The sequence below is a fragment of the Mycobacteroides chelonae CCUG 47445 genome (assembly GCF_001632805.1).
Lineage (GTDB): Bacteria > Actinomycetota > Actinomycetes > Mycobacteriales > Mycobacteriaceae > Mycobacterium > Mycobacterium chelonae.
Genome location: NZ_CP007220.1, coordinates 3749985 through 3767203 on the forward strand (window position 1 = coordinate 3749985; position 17219 = coordinate 3767203).

Below are 17219 nucleotides of genomic sequence, written 5' to 3' on the forward strand. Positions count from 1 at the left end.
TTGCCACCATCCCTGCCGTCATCTACGACACATGACCACTAGGCTTGCCCCCGTGCCGCTCTACGCCGCCTATGGCTCCAACATGCATCCCGAGCAGATGTTGCAGCGTGCGCCGCACTCCCCCATGGCGGGCACCGGCTGGCTGCACGGCTGGCGGCTGACCTTCGGTGGCGAGGACATCGGCTGGGAGGGCGCGCTGGCCACCGTCGTGCAAGACCCCCACTCGAAGGTCTTTGTTGTGCTCTACGACATGACCGGGGCCGACGAGAAGAACCTTGATCGCTGGGAAGGTTCCGAACTCGGCATCCATACCAAGATTCGCTGCCGGATCGACCGCGAGTCTTCCGACACGACCATCGACCCGGTATTGGCCTGGCTCTACGTCGTCAACGCCTACGAGGGTGGACTACCGTCGGCCCGATACCTGGGCGTGATGGCCGACGCGGCGGAAATCGCAGGAGCGCCAGACGATTACGTGCACGGTTTACGCACCCGCGCCTCACGCAATATCGGGCCGGGAACGAGCTAGACGGAACCCTGCGCGGCACTCTGTTCGACAAGGTTCACCAGCGTCCGAACGCCGATGCCCAGAGCCCGTTCATCGATATCGAAGTTGGGTTGGTGGATATCGAGCTGCGGGCCCGATCCTGACCACACCCCCAGCCGCGCCATCGCACCGGGCACCTCCTCCAAGTACCAGGAGAAGTCCTCACCACCACCGGACTGCGTGGTCTCCGCGAGTGCATCCAGCCCGATGTCCTCGATGGCCCGCACGAAAATATGTGTCGAGTCGGACTCGTTGATGACGGGTGGAACACCACGACGGTAGTTGAGTGTGTAGTCGATACGCAGCGGAGCCAGCAATCCCTCGATCACATCGCGGACGGTGTCCTCCAAGGTGATCCACACATCGCGGCTGCCGGTGCGCACCGTGCCCGCCAGCGAGCCGATCTGCGGAATGGCGTTGGCCGCCTGCCCTGCGTTGACGGCTCCCCACACCATGACGGTGCCGGCGCGCGGATCGATCCGGCGACTCAACATTCCCGGCAATCCGGTGATGACGGTGCCGAGCCCGTACACCAGGTCGGCCGTCAGATGCGGCCGCGAGGTATGCCCTCCCGGAGAATGCAGCGTGACTTCTACGGTGTCCGCGGCCGAGGTGATTGCCCCCGCGCGGATTGCCACCTTACCCACCTCCAGGCGCGGATCACAGTGCAGCGCAAAAATTCTCGTCACACCGGCCATCGCCCCGGTGGCCACCACGTCGATGGCGCCGCCCGGCATGACCTCTTCGGCGGGCTGGAAGATGAGACGCACGCCCGAGGGCAGCGAGGGCGCCGAATTGAGGGCCATGGCCGCACCCAGCAGGATGGCGGTATGTGCGTCATGCCCGCAGGCGTGCGCGACATTGGGCACGGTCGAGGAGTAGGGCGCGCCGGTGCGTTCCTGCATCGGCAGGGCATCCATATCCGCGCGCAATGCCACCCGCGGACCGTCCTCGGGCCCGAAGTCGCAGGTGATTCCCGTGCCGCCGGGCAGCACCTTCGGGTTGAGTCCGGCCTCGGCCAGCCGCGCGGCCACATACTCGGTGGTGGCATGCTCCTGGCGCGCCAGTTCCGGATGCGCATGAATGTGGCGGCGCCAGCGGATCAGCGTCTCGGAGTTCTCCGCGAGCCAATGCTCCGCGACGGCGGACAGGGATTCGCTCACACCGTCACCGTCCTGCGCGCCAACCGATCCAGCACCCTGGATCGCTCTGTCTCATCTTCAGCAAGCCGTATCACGGTGCGCGCCAACATCTTCGCTCCTTCAACCACAGCCCGGTCGGCGCCAGGTTCCCTGGCCGCCTTTTCGAAATCGGGCTGATGAATGACTGCTCCGCCCGAATCGATGCCAATGACCGGGTGGATACCGGGCAGCACTTGCGTCACGTTGCCCATATCGGTGCTGCCCAGGGGCACCGCTGCCTCGAACTCGGCGGGCACCGGCGTGCGGCCGAAGGACTCCATCTCCTCGCGGAACACTCCCACCAGCCACGGGTCCGGTGTCAGCTCCAGGTACGGGGGCGACGATTCGACCAGTTCGTGGCTGCAGCCGGTGGCCACCGCACCGGCGGCGAAGCAGGCGTACACCTTCTCCTCCAGCTCACGCAGGGAGGACGATTCGACGGCGCGCATCGTGTACTGCATCGCCGCACGAGCCGGAATGATGTTGGCCGCCTCTCCCCCCTCCGTGACGATGCCGTGGATCAGCTGTCCGGGTGACAGATGCTGACGCAACAGACCGATCGAGACCTGAGCCACCGTCACCGCATCGGCGGCGTTGATTCCCAGGTGCGGCGCGACCGCCGCGTGTGACTCCTTGCCGTGATAGGTGACCATCACGTCGGTCAGCGCGAGTGACCGCGCTCCGGCAATATCGATCGGCCCGGGGTGCAGCATCACCGCGGCCGCGATGTCGTCGAAAGCACCCGCCTTGAGCAGCAGCGCCTTGCCGCCCCCGTATTCCTCTGCCGGAGTACCGATAACCACCACGGTGAGTCCGAGTGCGTCGGCAACCTCCGCGAGCCCCAGCCCGGTGCCCACCGCGGAGGCGGCGATGATGTTGTGCCCGCACGCATGACCGATGCCGGGCAGCGCGTCGTACTCGGCGCAAACACCGATAACCAGCGGACCATCCCCGAATGTGGCACGGAATGCGGTGTCCAAACCGCCCTGACCGGTCACAATCTCGAATCCGCGCTCGGCCAGCAGCCGCTGGGTCTTCACGGCACTGCGAACCTCGTGGAAGGCCAGCTCCGGTTCGCCGTGAATATCGTGCGATAACGCCACCAGATCCGTTGCCGCGGCGTCCACGACCGTGCAAGCGGCCTGGGCATGCGCGGCGGACGACGCTCCGGTGCTCAAGGGCATTAGATGAGTATCCCATCATGGTTAGGCTGCGTAGCTGTGACCGATGAGCCGCTTGGGCGAAGAGGCAACAGCACCGACGAGACTCCCGCCGACGAGGCAGCGCGCGCCGCGGCGGAGATCGCCGCGCGCACCGGCGTCGCGTCCCACCCCGTCGCGGTGGTTCTTGGGTCCGGCTGGGCTCCGGCGGCCGCGGCGCTCGGTGCCCCCGCCACCACCATCCCGATGGCGGACCTGCCCGGATTCAGCCCACCGAGCGCAGCCGGACACGGTGGCTCGGTGCTGTCGGTGCCTATTGGCGACAGCAGCGAGCGGATGCTGGTCCTGCTGGGTCGGATCCACGCGTACGAGGGCCACGACCTGCGCCACGTCGTGCACCCGGTGCGCACCGCCTGCGCCGCCGGTGCCCGCACCATCGTGCTCACCAACGCCGCCGGAGGATTGCGCGACGAGTACACGGTGGGTCAGCCGGTGCTGATCAGCGACCACCTCAACCTCACGGCCCGCTCACCGTTGGTGGGCGCGCAGTTCGTCGACCTTGTCGATGCGTACACACCACGATTACGGGCACTCGCACGCGAAATCGATGACAGCCTCGTCGAGGGGGTGTACGCGGGCCTTCCCGGCCCGCATTATGAGACCCCCGCGGAGATCCGCATGCTGCGCACGTTGGGGGCGGACCTGGTGGGCATGTCGACGGTCCACGAGACCATCGCGGCCCGCGCGGCCGGTGCCGAGGTGCTGGGGGTGTCACTGGTAACCAATCTCGCGGCCGGCATGACGGGAGAGTCCCTCAACCATGACGAGGTACTAGCCGCCGGGCGCGCGTCGGCCACCCGCATGGGACAACTTCTCAGCTCGGTGATTGGCCGGTTATGACCGTAGCGGCGCAGACGATCCAGGACTGGATCGACCATGACCCCGACCCCGAGACGGCAGCCGAGCTGCGCGCCTGCTCCGAGGAGGAGCTCGCGCAACGATTCTCGGAGCCATTGGTGTTCGGCACGGCGGGTCTGCGCGGCGCCGTCCGGGGCGGCCCGAACGGCATGAACCTGGCGGTGGTGTTGCGCACCACTTACGCACTGGCCAAGGTTCTCAAGGATCGGTGCCTCGGCGGCTCGACCGTGGTGGTGGGCCGCGATGCGCGACACGGATCCGAGCAGTTCGCACAGGGCGCGGCGGAAGTCCTTGCTGCCGAGGGGTTCAAGGTCGTGCTGCTCCCCCGCCCACTGCCCACTCCGGTGCTGGCGTTCGCGGTACGGCATCTGGATGCGGCAGCAGGCATCCAGATCACCGCATCCCACAACCCTCCCGCCGACAACGGCTACAAGGTGTACTGGTCAGGGGGTGCTCAGATCATCTCCCCAACCGATCGCGATATCGAATCAACAACAAAGGCAGCGCCTTTCGCAGATCAGATTCCCCGTACCCCCGTCACCCCCGCCGATGACACCTTGGTGGATGCCTACGTCCAGCGTGCCGCCACGGTGCGGCGGGGCTCCGGCAGTGTCCGCATCGCCCTCACCGCATTGCATGGAGTCGGCGGCGCCACCGCCATAGCCGTGCTGAATGCTGCGGGTATCAACGATATTCACGTGGTGGACGAGCAGTTCCAGCCGGATCCGGACTTTCCGACAGTCGCCTTTCCGAATCCCGAAGAGCCGGGAGCCGCTGACGCGGTACTGACCCGGGCCGCCGAGATCGATGCGGATCTGGCCGTCGCGCTGGACCCGGACGCCGACCGCTGCGCCATCGGAATTCCCACCACGACCGGTTGGCGCATGCTGTCCGGCGATGAAACCGGTTGGCTGCTTGGTGATTACATCCTCTCAACGCAGCCACCATCGCCCACTCCGCCAGTGGTCGCCAGCACTGTGGTCTCCTCCCGCATGCTCGCGCGCATCGCGGCATCACTCGGCGCGCGGCACGTGGAAACTCTCACCGGCTTCAAATGGCTTGTCCGAGCGGCAGATTTCGACCTGGTCTACGCGTACGAGGAAGCCATTGGGCATTGCGTGGATCCCGCCGCCGTTCGGGACAAGGACGGTATCTCCGCGGCGGTGCTCGCATGCGACCTCGTGACACATCTGCGTGAGCTCGGATCGAGCGTGGAGGAAAAGCTCGAGAACCTGGCGATCAGGCACGGTATCCATGTCACCTCGCAGGTCTCCCTGCGCATGGACTCCCTCGCCGACATCACGGCGATGATGACGCGCCTGCGGGCGAACCTGCCCACCGCGCTGTCCGGCTTCCCGATCACCGTCGAGGACCTACTGGAACGACGGGGTCAGCAGCGCACCGACGCGGTGATACTGTCCGGCGAAATCGGGGGGTCGTCCATTCGACTGGTGATCCGCCCCTCGGGCACTGAACCAAAGGTCAAGTGCTACATCGAAGTCCGCGAGCCGGTCATCACCGATGCGACCGTCGCGCGGATCTGGGCGGGCGTGGTGGTCTCCGAGCTGGAGGCGTACGCCCGCAACATCTAGCTCGGCCCGACTTATCTGGGACCGAACTGACGATCACCGGCGTCGCCCAGGCCCGGCACGATGTATGCGGCATCGTTCAGACCCTCGTCGATGGTGGCGGTGAATAACCGCGCGGATGTCGACGGGCCGTAGCGCGCAACGCCCTCCCGGACCGCCTCGACTCCCTGCGGTGCCGCGACCACACACAACATCGTGATGTCGGTGGCACCGCGGGAATGCAACAGATCGAGCGTATGGACCATCGAACCACCGGTGGCCAGCATCGGATCCAGGATGAACACCGGTTGTGTCGACAAGTCGGCCGGAAGAGATTCCAGATAGGGGGTGGGTTGCCAGGTCTGCTCGTCGCGCGCCATGCCGACGAACCCGACCCGCGCCTCGGGGATGAGGGCATGTGCCTGATCCACCATCCCCAACCCCGCACGCAGGACCGGGACCAGCAACGGCGGATTGGCCAAACGGAACCCCGTCGTCACCGCGACGGGTGTGTGCACCGCGGCGGACTCGACCGGTGCCGAGCGGGTCGCCTCATAGACCAGCATCAGGGTGAGATCCCGCAGCGCAGTGCGGAAGGCCGCGTTGTCCGTGCCCGCGTCGCGAAGGGTGGTCAACCGGGCCGCGGCCAGCGGGTGCTCGACTACGTGCACATGCATGCTCCAGACCCTAGAGCAGCAAGCTTCGATCCCGCCGATCCCAGAGGTGGGGGACATGTGATGGGCGTCACTTTCGGCACAGTACGGCTCTGCGCCTCCTTATCGTTCCTGGCAAAGCCAAGCCAGCTATGCTGAGCAGGTAATACAACGGGGTGGCCACGTTGCCAAAAAATCTTTCAAAAAGTTTGAGAAAGATGGAACCGAATCGCGACCACCCCCGTCGTATCCAAGTACAAGGCGAAAACTGCCCGAAAATAGGCGGTAGCCGAACCACCGGAGAGATGGAGGGGACATGGCAGACGGATTAGCAGCCGACACAGACATTCTGCGTGGCGTTGGCGGAGTCCAGTTGGGGATGGGCGGAACGCTCGCGGCGGTGGGCACCGCGGTCAGCATCTTTCCGGTCGCCGCGCTAGCGCCGATCTTCGGTCCGATTGGCGCGCACTACCTGGGCGCATTCGCCGCGACCTCCGCCAAGCAGGGGCTGGACGTCGGTCAGCTCGCCATGGGCGTCACCGAGTCCGGTGTCACCACCAATGTGGCGAGCAAGGGCTACGACGACGATGACGACAACATCGGTCAGAACATCAGCGCCACCGTCGAGGGAATCGAGGCGTAACCATGGTTGAGACAAGTCCAATCTCGCCCAGTCGTTTGTCCGAGGCTGTCAACACGGACTACCCGAGCTTCGAGAACAACCCCTTTTCCGCAGGGCTGATCGGGCCGGCCATGGACATGGCCGGCACCGTCGGTAACGGCCAGTTCAAAGAGGGCCAGGACCCCAGCAAGATGCTGGAGGGTGGCATGCAGGTCATGCAGCAGGTCATGCAGCAGGGCATGCAGGCGGGAAGCCAGCTCATCGGCACCTTCGCCGGTGCGGCGGCCCAGGCTCTGGGGCAGTTCGCCGGCATGGCCGGCCAGGCGCTCAGCAGCATGGCCACCCGCAGCGGCGCCATGGGCGCCAATGTCGGGCAGGCGTCGGAGTCCACCGGCCGGGCCAGCGCTCTGATCGGTGAAGCCCTCCAGGAGTTCCAGCACACGTCCGAGGCGTTGACACCATTGCTCTGGGTTCCGGGTGTTGCCGCAGAGTTGGCGGAAGCCGCCAGCCGATGCACAGCCCGAGTCGCCGAGCACACCGCACAGCTTGAAGGAGAGCTGGCCGGACAGGCCGGCGAACTAACCGGCATGGCTGGTGCCGATATGGGCAACCCCTCCACCCCCGCGTCCGGGAGCGTCCAGCCCGCGATGTCGGCCATGCAGGGCGGCCTCCAGGCCGGAACTCAGGCGATGTCCGGCGTCGCGAGCGGCGTCACCCAGACCATGAGCTCGATGGGTCAGGGCCTCGGCCAGATCCCGCAGGCCCTGAGCGGAATGCTCGGTGGCGGCGGCAGCGGTTCTGCCAGTGCGCTGGCCGGTGGCTCCAACATGAGCGGTATCGCCGCCGGTGCCCTGGCCAATCCCTTCGGTGCGAGTGGCGGCCACGCCTCCTCCACCGCCGGTGGAACCAGCAGCGGATTGGGGAGTTCTAACGCCAATGCGGCCAAGATGCTGCTTGACCCGCGCAGCATGGGCAAGGGCGCGCAGCTGTTCCTGCCCGACGGCAGCACCAGTCAGGCCCCGAACGCCGCCGCGGCCGAAGCCGTGCGCAAGGCGCTCAGCCAGGTTGGCGTGCCCTACGAGTGGGGTGGTACCAAGCCTGGCGTCGGCCTGGACTGCAGTGGCTTGACCCAGTGGGCCTACGGCGAGTCCGGCGTCGACATCCCCCGCCTCGCGCAGGAGCAGGGTGTGGGTGTCCGAGTCGATCAGGGATCTGTCATGCCGGGTGACCTCGCGGTGTGGGATGGCCACGTCGCCATGGTGATCGGCAACGGCATGATGGTCGAGGCCGGTGACCCGGTGCAGATCTCCCCGATCCGCACCACCAACGCCGGGCAGGGATTCCATGGATTCTACCGACCCACTTCCTAGCTCAGGAGTGCCGCGGCCCGAGCCGCGTGCGAGCATCGATATGACCAATCGTGCTCGCACGCTGCGGGTCAAAGTCTCAGAATTCGGGCTGCCGCTTGAGGTTCACATCGAACCCGACATGCTCAGTCGCGGCGCGTCGGCACTCGCACAGGAGATCAAGAACCTGTGCGAACTCGGTGCTGCGCGCTGCGGCGCAGCACGGCGCGAGGAGCTTGCCGAGACCGGCATCCCCGACTATCTCCTGGACAAGATCGGCCTGGCGACACCTGCCCAGGTCGCCGACTTGGAATTGCGCCAATCCGAAGAGCAGATGGAACGGAGATCCTGATGACGGAGCCAGACCTCAACTTCTTCAAGGCGCTCGAACAGCAGTATCAGGAGACCATGACGAGGGCCCGCGCCGGCGGCCACATCCTGAACAGTGCTGTCGAAGAGCTCAAAGACCTTCGCGGATGGGCACGTTCGGCGCAGGGCCATGTGGAGGCGGAAGCCAACGGCAACGGCGCGCTGACCAACCTCCGACTCGACGACTCGGTCACCAAACTGTCTCCCAAGATCGTCGGGCAGATCGTGGTGGCCACTGCCGCTGCGGCCGCGGGTCAGGCTTTCGATCACCGTGAACGCGTGCTAGCACAGCTCTTGGTGGACCTGAAGAATCCGCAGCCGTAACCGTTTCGGGCTACAGACCCGCGCGGTCTCGCTGTGAATCGGTCAGGAAGACCGTATTTTTGGCGTCCCGCCAGTCTTGGCTGAGCCGTCCGTCGCGATAGGCGTACGGCCTCAGCCCGGCGGGCTGCAGCAGGGACACCACCTCGTCCGACGGCGTCTCGATGATCATCACCGGGCGTGACGCGGCGATCGTGGCCAGCCCACCACGAATGACCGCGGCCTCCAGACCCTGCACATCGATCTTGATCACCTGAGGATCCAGGCCAAAGTCGTCCAGCCGCCGAACCTGTACGGGATGGCGCTCGATCGTCAGTTTGGATGCGTCGAACCCCGCCAGGGTGTCCGGGTTAAGCCAGCCGCGCGCCTCCTTCTCATCGAGGGAGGCCAGACCGTCGTAGACGAAGTTCCGATACCGGGGAATGAACAGATCGAAGGTACCGTCCGCGTCGGAGAGTCCGCAGGCGTGCACGGTTACGGTCTTGCTTTCATATCGGCGTCTAAGTCGCTGAGCTAGAACGGCATTGGGCTCGAAACTAACGATCCGTTCCGGCGCCGCCGTGCGCTGCAGCGCACAGATGCTCTGCCCCCAGTTGCCACCGATATCCACCGCCTCCGCGATGGGTCCCAAGCGGCCCAGCAGGTGGAATTCGGGATCGATGCGCCACCCGAACAGTCGAGTGCCCATGTTGTACGCACCGAACTTGAGCGGCCGCAGAAACGGCAGATAGGTTTGCGCCATTCTCAGCGCCGGCATGCTCACGTGGGCACATTAGCCGAAAGGCGAAGGCGGATCTGCGCCAAGGAATCACGAGTCCCCGACCTGATGAGGCGCCGGGGTTCACCGTCACACCTACCGACCCCTCATATGTGCACCGGTAGGTGCTCGCGGCGACCAAAAAATGCACGTCTGTGACCGGCCGAACAGCCGCCACACAGGGCGCATCCACGCTGCGGGCGCGGCCCGAAGAGACAGGGTCCGCACTTAGCCCGCCGATCGCGGGAGCCAGCAGAAAATATCGCGTCTGACCTGCCCAGCGCAACCTTTTCGGAATACTCGCGGCCCTGTTCCACACCGAGCGCTGATCGATCACCGGCACGTGCTCCGCTGATAACATCCGGAGGTGGCACGCGAGTGGCTTCTACTGGAAACACTCGGCGACGAGCCCACCGTCATCGCCTCCGGCAGTCAGCCGCGGAACATGATTCCGCTCAGCGCGTTCCTGCGCCGTAATCGAAATCTCGGTCTGATTCGCCGCGTCATCACCGCGGCGACAAAGGCAAACAAGGCCGCGAGCATCGGGCCGCCCGATTCCGATTCGGTGATCGACATCCGGCCGATCGCCATGCCCGACGGCCGCGTGCACGGGGTCTGGCTATGGACGGGAGCAGCACCGCCCTCATCCGATCCCCCGCGCGAGGGCGGTGCGGTGGTCCTCAACGCCGATACCGGCGCCCTCCACATCAGTGACGGTGCCGCCCTGGCCATGGGAATGGCTGCCACCGAGCCGCATGCCCGCATCAGCATGCCCGAGCTCTATCGCTACCTGGCGCCCAATCCGGGCGAAACAGATGTGCTGGGGCTCATCGTGACGGCGACCGAAGGCATGACCTACAGCGCCACCTGGCCCGGTGTGGACAGCGAGGGCAATCCCACCCTGTGCCATTTCGCCAGCCGATTGGTTCTGGAAACCAATCGGCAGGGCGTCCCCGAGCGTCTGGGACGCGCGATCAACCTGCGAGTCGGCCAGCCGGCACCGCCGGTCCCGCTGCTGGAACAGCAGATCCTCGAGGCCACCGCCGAACCCGGCATGTATCGCGCGTTGGTCATGATTGCTTCGAGGAAATTGATCAAGTGGATCGATCCTCCTGCCCCGGAATGGCATTGGGAATTCGACCCGTTGGGTCGCCCCAAGATTCACCCGGACGACCAGGTGAATCTGAACTTCATGATCGATAACGCCGTGTTTGGTGCGACCGAGGCGGTAATCCGGTTCCGCTGCCACGACGACAGCTGGGAACCGCTGCACTGCTCAACCCAACTAGTACGGCTCAACGAGAATGCGACCGTCGCACTCATCACCCATCGGCGCCGGTAGCGAGGCCGGACGCACGCACCGGATCTTCGCTCAAAAATTGCTAACATCCCGGCATGGCCGGCGATTGGATGCTGCTAGAGACCCTGAGTGAGGTGCCCACGGTCATAGCTATCGGATTGCAGGCCCGCAATATGACTCGGCTCGAATCGGTGCTGGGCCGCAACCGGCACCGCCCATTGATCGAGGCGGCGATCGCCGAATGCCGTCGCACGGGTGATCCCGCAGAGGCCCTCACTCCGGCTCGGGATCGCATCGTGCGCGTACACCCGATAGCGATGGGACAGGTGCATGTTCACGGCGTCCAGGTGTGGTTTGGACCGGCAGACCTCGAGCCGCCGCCGCGCCCTGTTGCGGGAGCATGCCTGGGCGATCTGGACACCTCGGTCACAACGCTCACCGAGGGGTACTTCGACGTGATGGGTGTCGACCCACAGAACAGATCCGAGAAACAAGCCATTGCCGAAGGCCTTGCCCCCGTCTTGCCGAGTCCGCACAACATCGAGTTGATGGCCAACGCCGTGAACCCCGAACTCGAGTCGACGTTCTGCGGAACATGCCTGGCCGCCGACCACCAGGGAAACACCCTTCAAGTCCACTACGCCGGGCGGGCAGCCAAGGAAACCGGCGCGACAGGGAACGTGGCGCGCATCAACAGGATCGTGTGCACACGGGTGGAGAACAGTCCCGCCGAACCTCGGGTGGGATTGGCACAGCAGATCCTGGACGCGGTCGTGATCCCCGGAGCGCATCGGGTGCTGATCAACGTCGACACCTTCGCCGTCCTCAAATGGATCGACACGCCCTACCCCGACCTGGCATGGCGCTACGACCCCGATCGGCCCGAAAGCATCCATCCCGAGGACGCCGCGGTGGCGAGAAACATGCGCGAGGAGCTGCGGACGGGGTCGACCACCGGGGTGCTCCGGGTGCGCGCTGTCTCCGGCGGGTGGCTGCGACTGCACGCCTCGGCCACAAGATTCGCATTGCGTGACAATGCTTTTGCGGCCCTTGTCACCCTGACGGCCGCGCCGCGGCCGAATGCCCAGTCGTAGACCGCCGGGGCCCGAGCAGCTCTGTTCGCCGCGCGTGTGCCGGTTCTCGCGGTGGGTCTTTCGCTCAACTCAGCCGTTCTGGCTAGGCTTGCCGCATGGCTGCTGACATCGTTCCCATCGAACTCGGGCTCACGGAGGGTGACGTGGTCACCCTGTGGGCCCCGCGGTGGCGCGACGCCGGAGACGAGTGGGAGGCGTTTCTCGGCAAGGACGACGATCTGTACGTGTTCGAGTCGGTGGCCGATCTGGTGGCCTTCGTGCGGACCGACAACGACAACGATCTGGTCGATCACCCCGCGTGGTCAACGCTGGGTGCACTGTCGGCCGACGAACTCGAGCCCGACGACGACAATCGCTTCGATCTGATCGGGGTGCCGGAGCTGGTAGCCGACAAGCCGAGCGAGGACGCCGTCGACACGCTGCGCGCCACGCTGGCGATCGTGGCCTCCATCGGCGCGGTCTGCGAGTTGGCACCCATCAACAAGCTCATCAACGGCAACCCCGTGTTGGGCACGCTGTCGGGCGGGGCCGAAAGCTTCACCGGTAAAGACGGATTGAAGCGGTGGAACCAGATCGGTGCCATCGTCGGCAAGTCCTGGGACTCGGTGGTCGACGCCATCGACGAGATCGCCGCCACCCCGGACGTCGATGAGGAACTCTCCGCCGCCGCAGATGCCGAGCTGCTTGCTGCCGCGGAAAATGCCGTCGACAACGAGGACGACATCGAGGATGACGACGAGCTGGAACTGCTCGACGAGGAATCCGACTCGAACACCGAGAGCTCCGACGACGAAGACACCGACGACGAGTCCGACGACGAAGACACCGACGACGAGGACTCCGAAGACGAGGACGCCCCGGTTCTGGGCGGCGACGAGGACTTCTGGCTGGAAGTCGGCATCGACCCGATCCAGATGATCACCAACTCGGGAACGTTCTACACACTGCGCTGCTACCTCAACGACGAGCCGATCTTCCTGGGACGCAACGGAAGAATCAGTGTGTTCGGTTCCGAGCGGGCGCTGGCCCGGTATCTGGCCGACGAGCACGATCACGACCTGTCCGACCTGAGCACCTATGACGACATCCGTACCGCCGCCACGGATGGCTCGCTGCGGATCGACATCACCGACGACAACATCTACGTGTTCACCGGCCTCGCCGATGACCTGGAAGACGGCATCGACGAAGTGGACCGGGATCAGCTCGAGCTGGCGGTGGAGCTGCTGACCGATGTCGCCGAGTATTCCGAGGATGACAGCGTCGACGCCGAACTGGATAGTGACACCGCGCTGGGCAAGCTGGTCGGGCATCTGCTCGAACCGGATAAGCACGACGAGCCGAAGGGCCCCTTCGCCGATGCGGCCGAGAGCTGGCGGACGCTGGAGCGCGCGCTGGAAGCGCGGCTGCGCCGCGAGTAGTGCGCGGCTGGCCGGACCCGTGACGGTTAACCGATCAGGACCGCGTATCCGGGTTTGATCACGTCATCGATGATCGCCAGCCGTTCATCGAACGGGATAAAGGCTGATTTCATCGCGTTGATGGTGAATCGCTGAAGATCACTCCAGCCATACCCGAACGTCTCGACGAGGCGCAGCATCTCGCGGCTCATCGAGGTATCGCTCATCAGCCGGTTATCGGTATTCACGGTCACCCGGAATCGCAACCGCGCCAGCAGGTCGAAGGGATGGTCGGCAATGCTGGCGACCGCTCCCGTCTGCACATTCGAGCTCGGGCACAGCTCCAACGGCACGCGGGTGTCACGCAGGAGTGAAGACAGCCGGCCGAGATGCGCCGTGCCGTCCGGATCGATGTCGATATCGTCGACGATGCGCACACCGTGGCCCAGCCGGTCGGCACCACAGAAGGCGATCGCCTCGTGGATCGAGGGCAATCCAAATCCCTCACCAGCGTGGATGGTGAACCGGGCGTTGGCATTACGCATGTACTCGAAGGCATCGAGGTGGCGGCTCGGCGGATAACCCGCCTCGGCTCCGGCGATATCGAACCCGACGGCACCCCGATCGCGGAACTTCACGGCCAGCTCGGCGATCTCCCGCGACCGTGCGGCGTGCCGCATCGCGGTGACCAGGGTGCGCACCTTGATACGCTTGCCGGCCGCGCTCGCCTGCCGTTCCCCGTCGGCGAAACCGGCCAGCACGGCGTCCATGACGTCATCGAGAGTCAGGCCAGCATCGATATGCAGCTCAGGGGCGAAGCGCACCTCGGCGTACACCACGCCATCGGCCGCGAGGTCCTCCACGCACTCGGCAGCCACGCGGTGCAGCGCCGCCGCCGTCTGCATCACACCGACGGTGTGCGCGAAGGTCTCCAGGTATTGCTCCAGAGACCCACTGTCCGCGGCGGTACGGAACCACGAAGCCAGGGCACTCTCGTCCTCGGCAGGCAGGCTCTCGTACCCAGATTCCCGGGCTAGGTCCAGGACGGTGCCGGGTCGCAGCCCCCCGTCGAGATGGTCATGCAGAAGCGCCTTGGGAGCCTGGGTGATTGACACCAAATCAAGTTCGGCCGTCACACCGGAAGTCTATCGATGATGAGTCCGGCGGCGGGGGGCGCCTCACCGATACCCCATCCACCTTCCAGCGCGTTGAGCGCTGCGGGCACCCGTTCGGGGGTATCGGTGTACAGCGTGAACAGCGGTTCGCCGGCGACCACCGGCTCACCCGGGCGCCGGTGAATACGCACGCCCGCGCCATGTTGTACCGACTCTCCGGGACGGCTGCGCCCGGCCCCGAGCCGCCACGCGGCGACCCCAACCGGCATCGCATCGATGTGATGCACCACACCACTGGACGGAGCGAGCACAGTCTCCTGGCACTGGCCGACCGGCAACGGCACCAAGAGATCCCCGCCTTGCGCACTGATCATCGCCCGGAACACGTCCATTGCGGTGCCATCGGTCAACGTCGCGGCAGGGTCCTTGCCGTCGATACCGGCAGCGGCAAGCATCTCGCGGGCCAGAGCCACCGTGAGGGCGACCACGTCATCGGGCCCTCCCCCCGCCAGCACGTCAAGTGATTCCTGCACCTCGACCGCGTTTCCCGCGGTGGCCCCGAGCGGGGTATCCATCGCGGTAAGCAGCGCACTGGTGGCGACCCCGTGCGCGGCGCCCAGATCGACCATCGCCGAGGCCAATTCGCGCGCTTGCTGCTCGGACTTCATGAATGCCCCCGCGCCCACCTTGACATCGAGGACCAGCGCGGCGGTGCCCTCGGCCAGCTTCTTACTCATGATCGACCCGGCGATGAGCGGTATCGATTCCACAGTGCCGGTGATGTCGCGCAGCGCGTACAGCTTTCGATCGGCGGGCGCCAATGAGGCCCCGGCCGCACAGATCACCGCCCCGACATCGGAAAGCTGCTGACGTATCTCCTCGTTGGTGAGGTCGACCCGGATGCCCGCGATGGACTCAAGCTTGTCCAGGGTGCCGCCGGTGTGCCCGAGACCTCGTCCGGACAGCTGAGGTACCGCCGCCCCGCAGGCAGCCACGACGGCAACCAACGGCAGGCTGATCTTGTCCCCCACGCCACCGGTGGAGTGTTTGTCTACGGTCGGGCGAGACAGACCGGACAGGTCCAATCGCTCACCGGAGGACAGAATCGCCGCGGTCCATGCCGTCGTCTCGGCAGCGTTCATCCCCTGCAGATAGATCGCCATCAGCAGCGCCGCGACCTGCTCCTCACCGATGGCGTTACGGGTGTACTCGCCGATCAGCCAGTCGATGGCTCCCGGACTCAGTTCCCCGCCATCACGCTTGGCGGCGATGATCGACGGCATATCGAACGCGTACATGTTTGCCATCAGATCCGGCCTCGTTCCAGGTCATCGGGGCCGAAAGCCTCCGGGAGCAGCTCCGCGAGCCGTCGTGGCGCGTCCGAGTGATCGATCAGCAGGTCAGGGCCGCCGTGTTCGAGAAGTAGCTGGCGGCACCGGCCGCAGGGCATCAGGGCCTCACCACGCGAATCGACACAGGACAGCGCGACCAGCCGGCCTCCACCGGTGGAGGCCAGGGCGCACACCACAGAACACTCCGCACAGAGACCTAGCCCATATGAGACATTCTCCACATTGCAGCCGACGACGACCCGACCGTCGTCGACGAGCGCGGCCGCACCCACCGGATACTTCGAATAGGGCGCGTACGCGTGCTTGGTTATCGCATATGCCTTGTCCCGCAATTCATTCCAGTCGATCAACATGATCGGGAATCCTCCCTGTCGACCCCATGAGAGTCGCGTCGGCTCATCATTTGCTCGTGCAAGGTTTACCTAACTTACTTTGGAGTACGGTGCATTTCGGCGCTTTTTCGCGCTCACGCGATTTCGGCGCCACCTCGGGATGGGTTTAGAGTTCGGATGACGGTTCGCCGACCACCGTTGGGCCATCGGTTGCGCGTCATGGACGCCCCCATTTACCGCGCCGTTTGGCCCCAGTCCACCATTGGTGTTGGAGGCCCACGTGACGACTGCGACGCCCGATACGGCCACATCTGGCCGTGAAGGTAATCGCCTCAAGCGATCGCTATACCGTGGTGATCCAGGAATGTGGTCCTGGGTCCTGCATCGCATTACCGGTGCCACGATTTTCTTCTTCCTTTTTGTTCACGTCTTGGATACCGCACTCGTACGGGTGAGCCCTGAGTCGTACAACTCGGTGATCGAGACCTATAAGACCCCGATCGTCGGGTTGATGGAACTCGGCCTAGTCGCGGCGGTGCTCTACCACGCACTCAACGGTGTCCGGGTAATCCTCGTCGATTTCTGGTCCAAGGGCCCGCGTTATCAGCGGCTCATGCTGTGGATCATCGGCGGCGTCTGGTTTGTGGTGATGGTTCCCGCGGTAACCCGGATTCTCATGCACATGGCGGAGCGTTTCCTATGACAACACCTCAGACCGGTCCGAACGCGAGCGCGCGCGCCAATGGCCGCCTCGCTCCCGTCATGGAGCGCAACTACGACCGCCCTGCCGCACTGGACAACCCACGTGCACCCCGGCGGGCATCGGGTATGCCCAACTTCGAGAAGTACGCGTGGATCTTCATGCGTCTGTCGGGCATCGTCCTGATCTTTCTGGCCCTGGGCCACCTGTTCATCATGCTGATGTGGGACAACGGCGTGTACCGCCTCGACTTCAACTTCGTGGCGCAACGCTGGGCGAGCCCGTTCTGGCAGACCTGGGACCTGACGATGCTGTGGCTGGCTCAGCTGCACGGCGGCAACGGCATGCGCACGATCATCGCCGACTACACCCGCAAGGATTCGACCCGGTTCTGGCTCAATTGCCTGCTGGCACTGTCGATAATCTTTACGGTTGTGCTCGGCACGTACGTCCTGCTGACCTTCAACCCGAACATCGGTTAGGG

Annotated in this window: 19 protein-coding genes; 12 read left to right on the forward strand and 7 right to left on the reverse strand. The window is 65.2% G+C overall.

Going from position 1 to position 17219, the window contains the following annotated elements; all coding sequences use genetic code 11:
• Positions 1 to 52: 52 nt before the first annotated feature.
• On the forward strand, positions 53 to 529 hold the full coding sequence (locus BB28_RS18325) for a gamma-glutamylcyclotransferase family protein (RefSeq protein WP_046254547.1): 477 nt from the start codon (positions 53 to 55) through the stop codon (positions 527 to 529).
• Here BB28_RS18325 and BB28_RS18330 read toward each other — a convergent pair.
• Entirely contained in the window at positions 526 to 1710 is a 1185-nt protein-coding gene (locus tag BB28_RS18330) for a M20 family metallopeptidase (RefSeq protein ID WP_046254548.1), read from the reverse strand. The genes BB28_RS18325 and BB28_RS18330 overlap by 4 nt on opposite strands.
• Positions 1707 to 2912, reverse strand: coding sequence for a M20 family metallopeptidase (locus BB28_RS18335; protein ID WP_046254549.1), 1206 nt, complete (start codon positions 2910 to 2912; stop codon positions 1707 to 1709). The genes BB28_RS18330 and BB28_RS18335 overlap by 4 nt, the downstream gene beginning before the upstream one ends.
• A gap of 3 nt (positions 2913 to 2915) precedes the next feature.
• On the opposite strand from BB28_RS18335, the gene BB28_RS18340 reads away from it, so the two are divergent.
• Together BB28_RS18340 and BB28_RS18345 are read left to right on the forward strand one after the other, a co-directional pair.
• Positions 2916 to 3788 (forward strand): purine-nucleoside phosphorylase, encoded by an 873-nt coding sequence (locus BB28_RS18340; protein WP_081252288.1) that lies wholly within the window; start codon positions 2916 to 2918, stop codon positions 3786 to 3788.
• Positions 3785 to 5398 (forward strand): phospho-sugar mutase, encoded by a 1614-nt coding sequence (locus tag BB28_RS18345; protein ID WP_046254551.1) that lies wholly within the window; start codon positions 3785 to 3787, stop codon positions 5396 to 5398. The genes BB28_RS18340 and BB28_RS18345 overlap by 4 nt, the downstream gene beginning before the upstream one ends.
• An 11-nt stretch (positions 5399 to 5409) precedes the next feature.
• Here the strand turns inward: BB28_RS18345 and upp are convergent, their stop codons facing one another.
• Entirely contained in the window at positions 5410 to 6051 is a 642-nt protein-coding gene (gene upp, locus BB28_RS18350; RefSeq protein WP_046254552.1) for a uracil phosphoribosyltransferase, read from the reverse strand.
• 292 nt (positions 6052 to 6343) lie between these two features.
• Here upp and BB28_RS18355 point away from each other — a divergent pair, with 292 nt between their 5' ends.
• From BB28_RS18355 to BB28_RS18370, 4 genes are read left to right on the forward strand one after another with little or no spacing between them, the layout of a single operon-like run.
• Positions 6344 to 6670 carry a hypothetical protein gene (locus tag BB28_RS18355; RefSeq protein WP_046254553.1) on the forward strand — a complete coding sequence of 109 codons (327 nt, stop codon included), beginning with the start codon at positions 6344 to 6346 and terminating at the stop codon, positions 6668 to 6670.
• Positions 6671 to 6672: 2 nt separating this feature from the next.
• Positions 6673 to 8019 carry a C40 family peptidase gene (locus BB28_RS18360; protein ID WP_046254554.1) on the forward strand — a complete coding sequence of 449 codons (1347 nt, stop codon included), beginning with the start codon at positions 6673 to 6675 and terminating at the stop codon, positions 8017 to 8019.
• Positions 7994 to 8347 (forward strand): hypothetical protein, encoded by a 354-nt coding sequence (locus tag BB28_RS18365; protein ID WP_191985240.1) that lies wholly within the window; start codon positions 7994 to 7996, stop codon positions 8345 to 8347. Before BB28_RS18360 ends, BB28_RS18365 begins: the two co-directional genes overlap by 26 nt.
• Positions 8347 to 8688, forward strand: coding sequence for a YbaB/EbfC family nucleoid-associated protein (locus BB28_RS18370; RefSeq protein ID WP_046254556.1), 342 nt, complete (start codon positions 8347 to 8349; stop codon positions 8686 to 8688). Before BB28_RS18365 ends, BB28_RS18370 begins: the two co-directional genes overlap by 1 nt.
• A 10-nt stretch (positions 8689 to 8698) precedes the next feature.
• Here the strand turns inward: BB28_RS18370 and BB28_RS18375 are convergent, their stop codons facing one another.
• Positions 8699 to 9442 (reverse strand): FkbM family methyltransferase, encoded by a 744-nt coding sequence (locus BB28_RS18375; protein WP_109550574.1) that lies wholly within the window; start codon positions 9440 to 9442, stop codon positions 8699 to 8701.
• A 367-nt stretch (positions 9443 to 9809) separates the two neighbouring features.
• Here BB28_RS18375 and BB28_RS18380 point away from each other — a divergent pair, with 367 nt between their 5' ends.
• From BB28_RS18380 to BB28_RS18390, 3 genes are all read left to right on the forward strand, one after another.
• Positions 9810 to 10784: a GAF domain-containing protein gene (locus BB28_RS18380; RefSeq protein ID WP_046254558.1), complete on the forward strand. Its 975-nt coding sequence runs from the start codon at positions 9810 to 9812 to the stop codon at positions 10782 to 10784.
• A gap of 53 nt (positions 10785 to 10837) precedes the next feature.
• Complete coding sequence (locus BB28_RS18385; protein ID WP_046254559.1) at positions 10838 to 11836, forward strand: GAF domain-containing protein; 999 nt, start codon at positions 10838 to 10840, stop codon at positions 11834 to 11836.
• 95 nt (positions 11837 to 11931) lie between these two features.
• Complete coding sequence (locus BB28_RS18390) at positions 11932 to 13257, forward strand: hypothetical protein (RefSeq protein ID WP_046254560.1); 1326 nt, start codon at positions 11932 to 11934, stop codon at positions 13255 to 13257.
• A 26-nt stretch (positions 13258 to 13283) separates the two neighbouring features.
• On the opposite strand, the gene BB28_RS18395 is transcribed toward BB28_RS18390, so the two are convergent.
• Genes BB28_RS18395 through BB28_RS18405 form a run of 3 tightly spaced genes read right to left on the reverse strand, consistent with a single transcriptional unit; the run spans position 13284 to position 16056 of the window.
• On the reverse strand, positions 13284 to 14372 hold the full coding sequence (locus BB28_RS18395; protein WP_030096831.1) for an adenosine deaminase: 1089 nt from the start codon (positions 14370 to 14372) through the stop codon (positions 13284 to 13286).
• Entirely contained in the window at positions 14369 to 15658 is a 1290-nt protein-coding gene (locus BB28_RS18400) for a thymidine phosphorylase (protein WP_046254561.1), read from the reverse strand. The genes BB28_RS18395 and BB28_RS18400 overlap by 4 nt, the downstream gene beginning before the upstream one ends.
• Positions 15658 to 16056, reverse strand: coding sequence for a cytidine deaminase (locus tag BB28_RS18405; protein ID WP_046254562.1), 399 nt, complete (start codon positions 16054 to 16056; stop codon positions 15658 to 15660). The genes BB28_RS18400 and BB28_RS18405 overlap by 1 nt, the downstream gene beginning before the upstream one ends.
• A 343-nt stretch (positions 16057 to 16399) precedes the next feature.
• On the opposite strand from BB28_RS18405, the gene sdhC reads away from it, so the two are divergent.
• Entirely contained in the window at positions 16400 to 16738 is a 339-nt protein-coding gene (gene sdhC, locus BB28_RS18410) for a succinate dehydrogenase, cytochrome b556 subunit (RefSeq protein WP_030096828.1), read from the forward strand.
• Positions 16735 to 17217 (forward strand): succinate dehydrogenase hydrophobic membrane anchor subunit, encoded by a 483-nt coding sequence (locus BB28_RS18415; protein ID WP_046254563.1) that lies wholly within the window; start codon positions 16735 to 16737, stop codon positions 17215 to 17217. The genes sdhC and BB28_RS18415 overlap by 4 nt, the downstream gene beginning before the upstream one ends.
• Positions 17218 to 17219: the final 2 nt, after the last annotated feature.

What these genes read in the sequence shown, in the direction of transcription:
- BB28_RS18375 (WP_109550574.1), bottom strand. Translation starts at nt 9,442, where the DNA reads ATGCCGGCGCTGAGAATGGCGCAAACCTATCTGCCGTTTCTGCGGCCG.
- upp (WP_046254552.1), bottom strand. Translation starts at nt 6,051, where the DNA reads ATGCATGTGCACGTAGTCGAGCACCCGCTGGCCGCGGCCCGGTTGACC.
- BB28_RS18340 (WP_081252288.1), top strand. Translation starts at nt 2,916, where the DNA reads ATGAGTATCCCATCATGGTTAGGCTGCGTAGCTGTGACCGATGAGCCG.
- BB28_RS18385 (WP_046254559.1), top strand. Translation starts at nt 10,838, where the DNA reads ATGGCCGGCGATTGGATGCTGCTAGAGACCCTGAGTGAGGTGCCCACG.
- BB28_RS18390 (WP_046254560.1), top strand. Translation starts at nt 11,932, where the DNA reads ATGGCTGCTGACATCGTTCCCATCGAACTCGGGCTCACGGAGGGTGAC.
- BB28_RS18345 (WP_046254551.1), top strand. Translation starts at nt 3,785, where the DNA reads ATGACCGTAGCGGCGCAGACGATCCAGGACTGGATCGACCATGACCCC.
- BB28_RS18355 (WP_046254553.1), top strand. Translation starts at nt 6,344, where the DNA reads ATGGCAGACGGATTAGCAGCCGACACAGACATTCTGCGTGGCGTTGGC.
- BB28_RS18400 (WP_046254561.1), bottom strand. Translation starts at nt 15,658, where the DNA reads ATGGCAAACATGTACGCGTTCGATATGCCGTCGATCATCGCCGCCAAG.
- BB28_RS18415 (WP_046254563.1), top strand. Translation starts at nt 16,735, where the DNA reads ATGACAACACCTCAGACCGGTCCGAACGCGAGCGCGCGCGCCAATGGC.
- BB28_RS18405 (WP_046254562.1), bottom strand. Translation starts at nt 16,056, where the DNA reads ATGTTGATCGACTGGAATGAATTGCGGGACAAGGCATATGCGATAACC.
- sdhC (WP_030096828.1), top strand. Translation starts at nt 16,400, where the DNA reads ATGTGGTCCTGGGTCCTGCATCGCATTACCGGTGCCACGATTTTCTTC.
- BB28_RS18335 (WP_046254549.1), bottom strand. Translation starts at nt 2,912, where the DNA reads ATGCCCTTGAGCACCGGAGCGTCGTCCGCCGCGCATGCCCAGGCCGCT.
- BB28_RS18365 (WP_191985240.1), top strand. Translation starts at nt 7,994, where the DNA reads ATGGATTCTACCGACCCACTTCCTAGCTCAGGAGTGCCGCGGCCCGAG.
- BB28_RS18360 (WP_046254554.1), top strand. Translation starts at nt 6,673, where the DNA reads ATGGTTGAGACAAGTCCAATCTCGCCCAGTCGTTTGTCCGAGGCTGTC.
- BB28_RS18370 (WP_046254556.1), top strand. Translation starts at nt 8,347, where the DNA reads ATGACGGAGCCAGACCTCAACTTCTTCAAGGCGCTCGAACAGCAGTAT.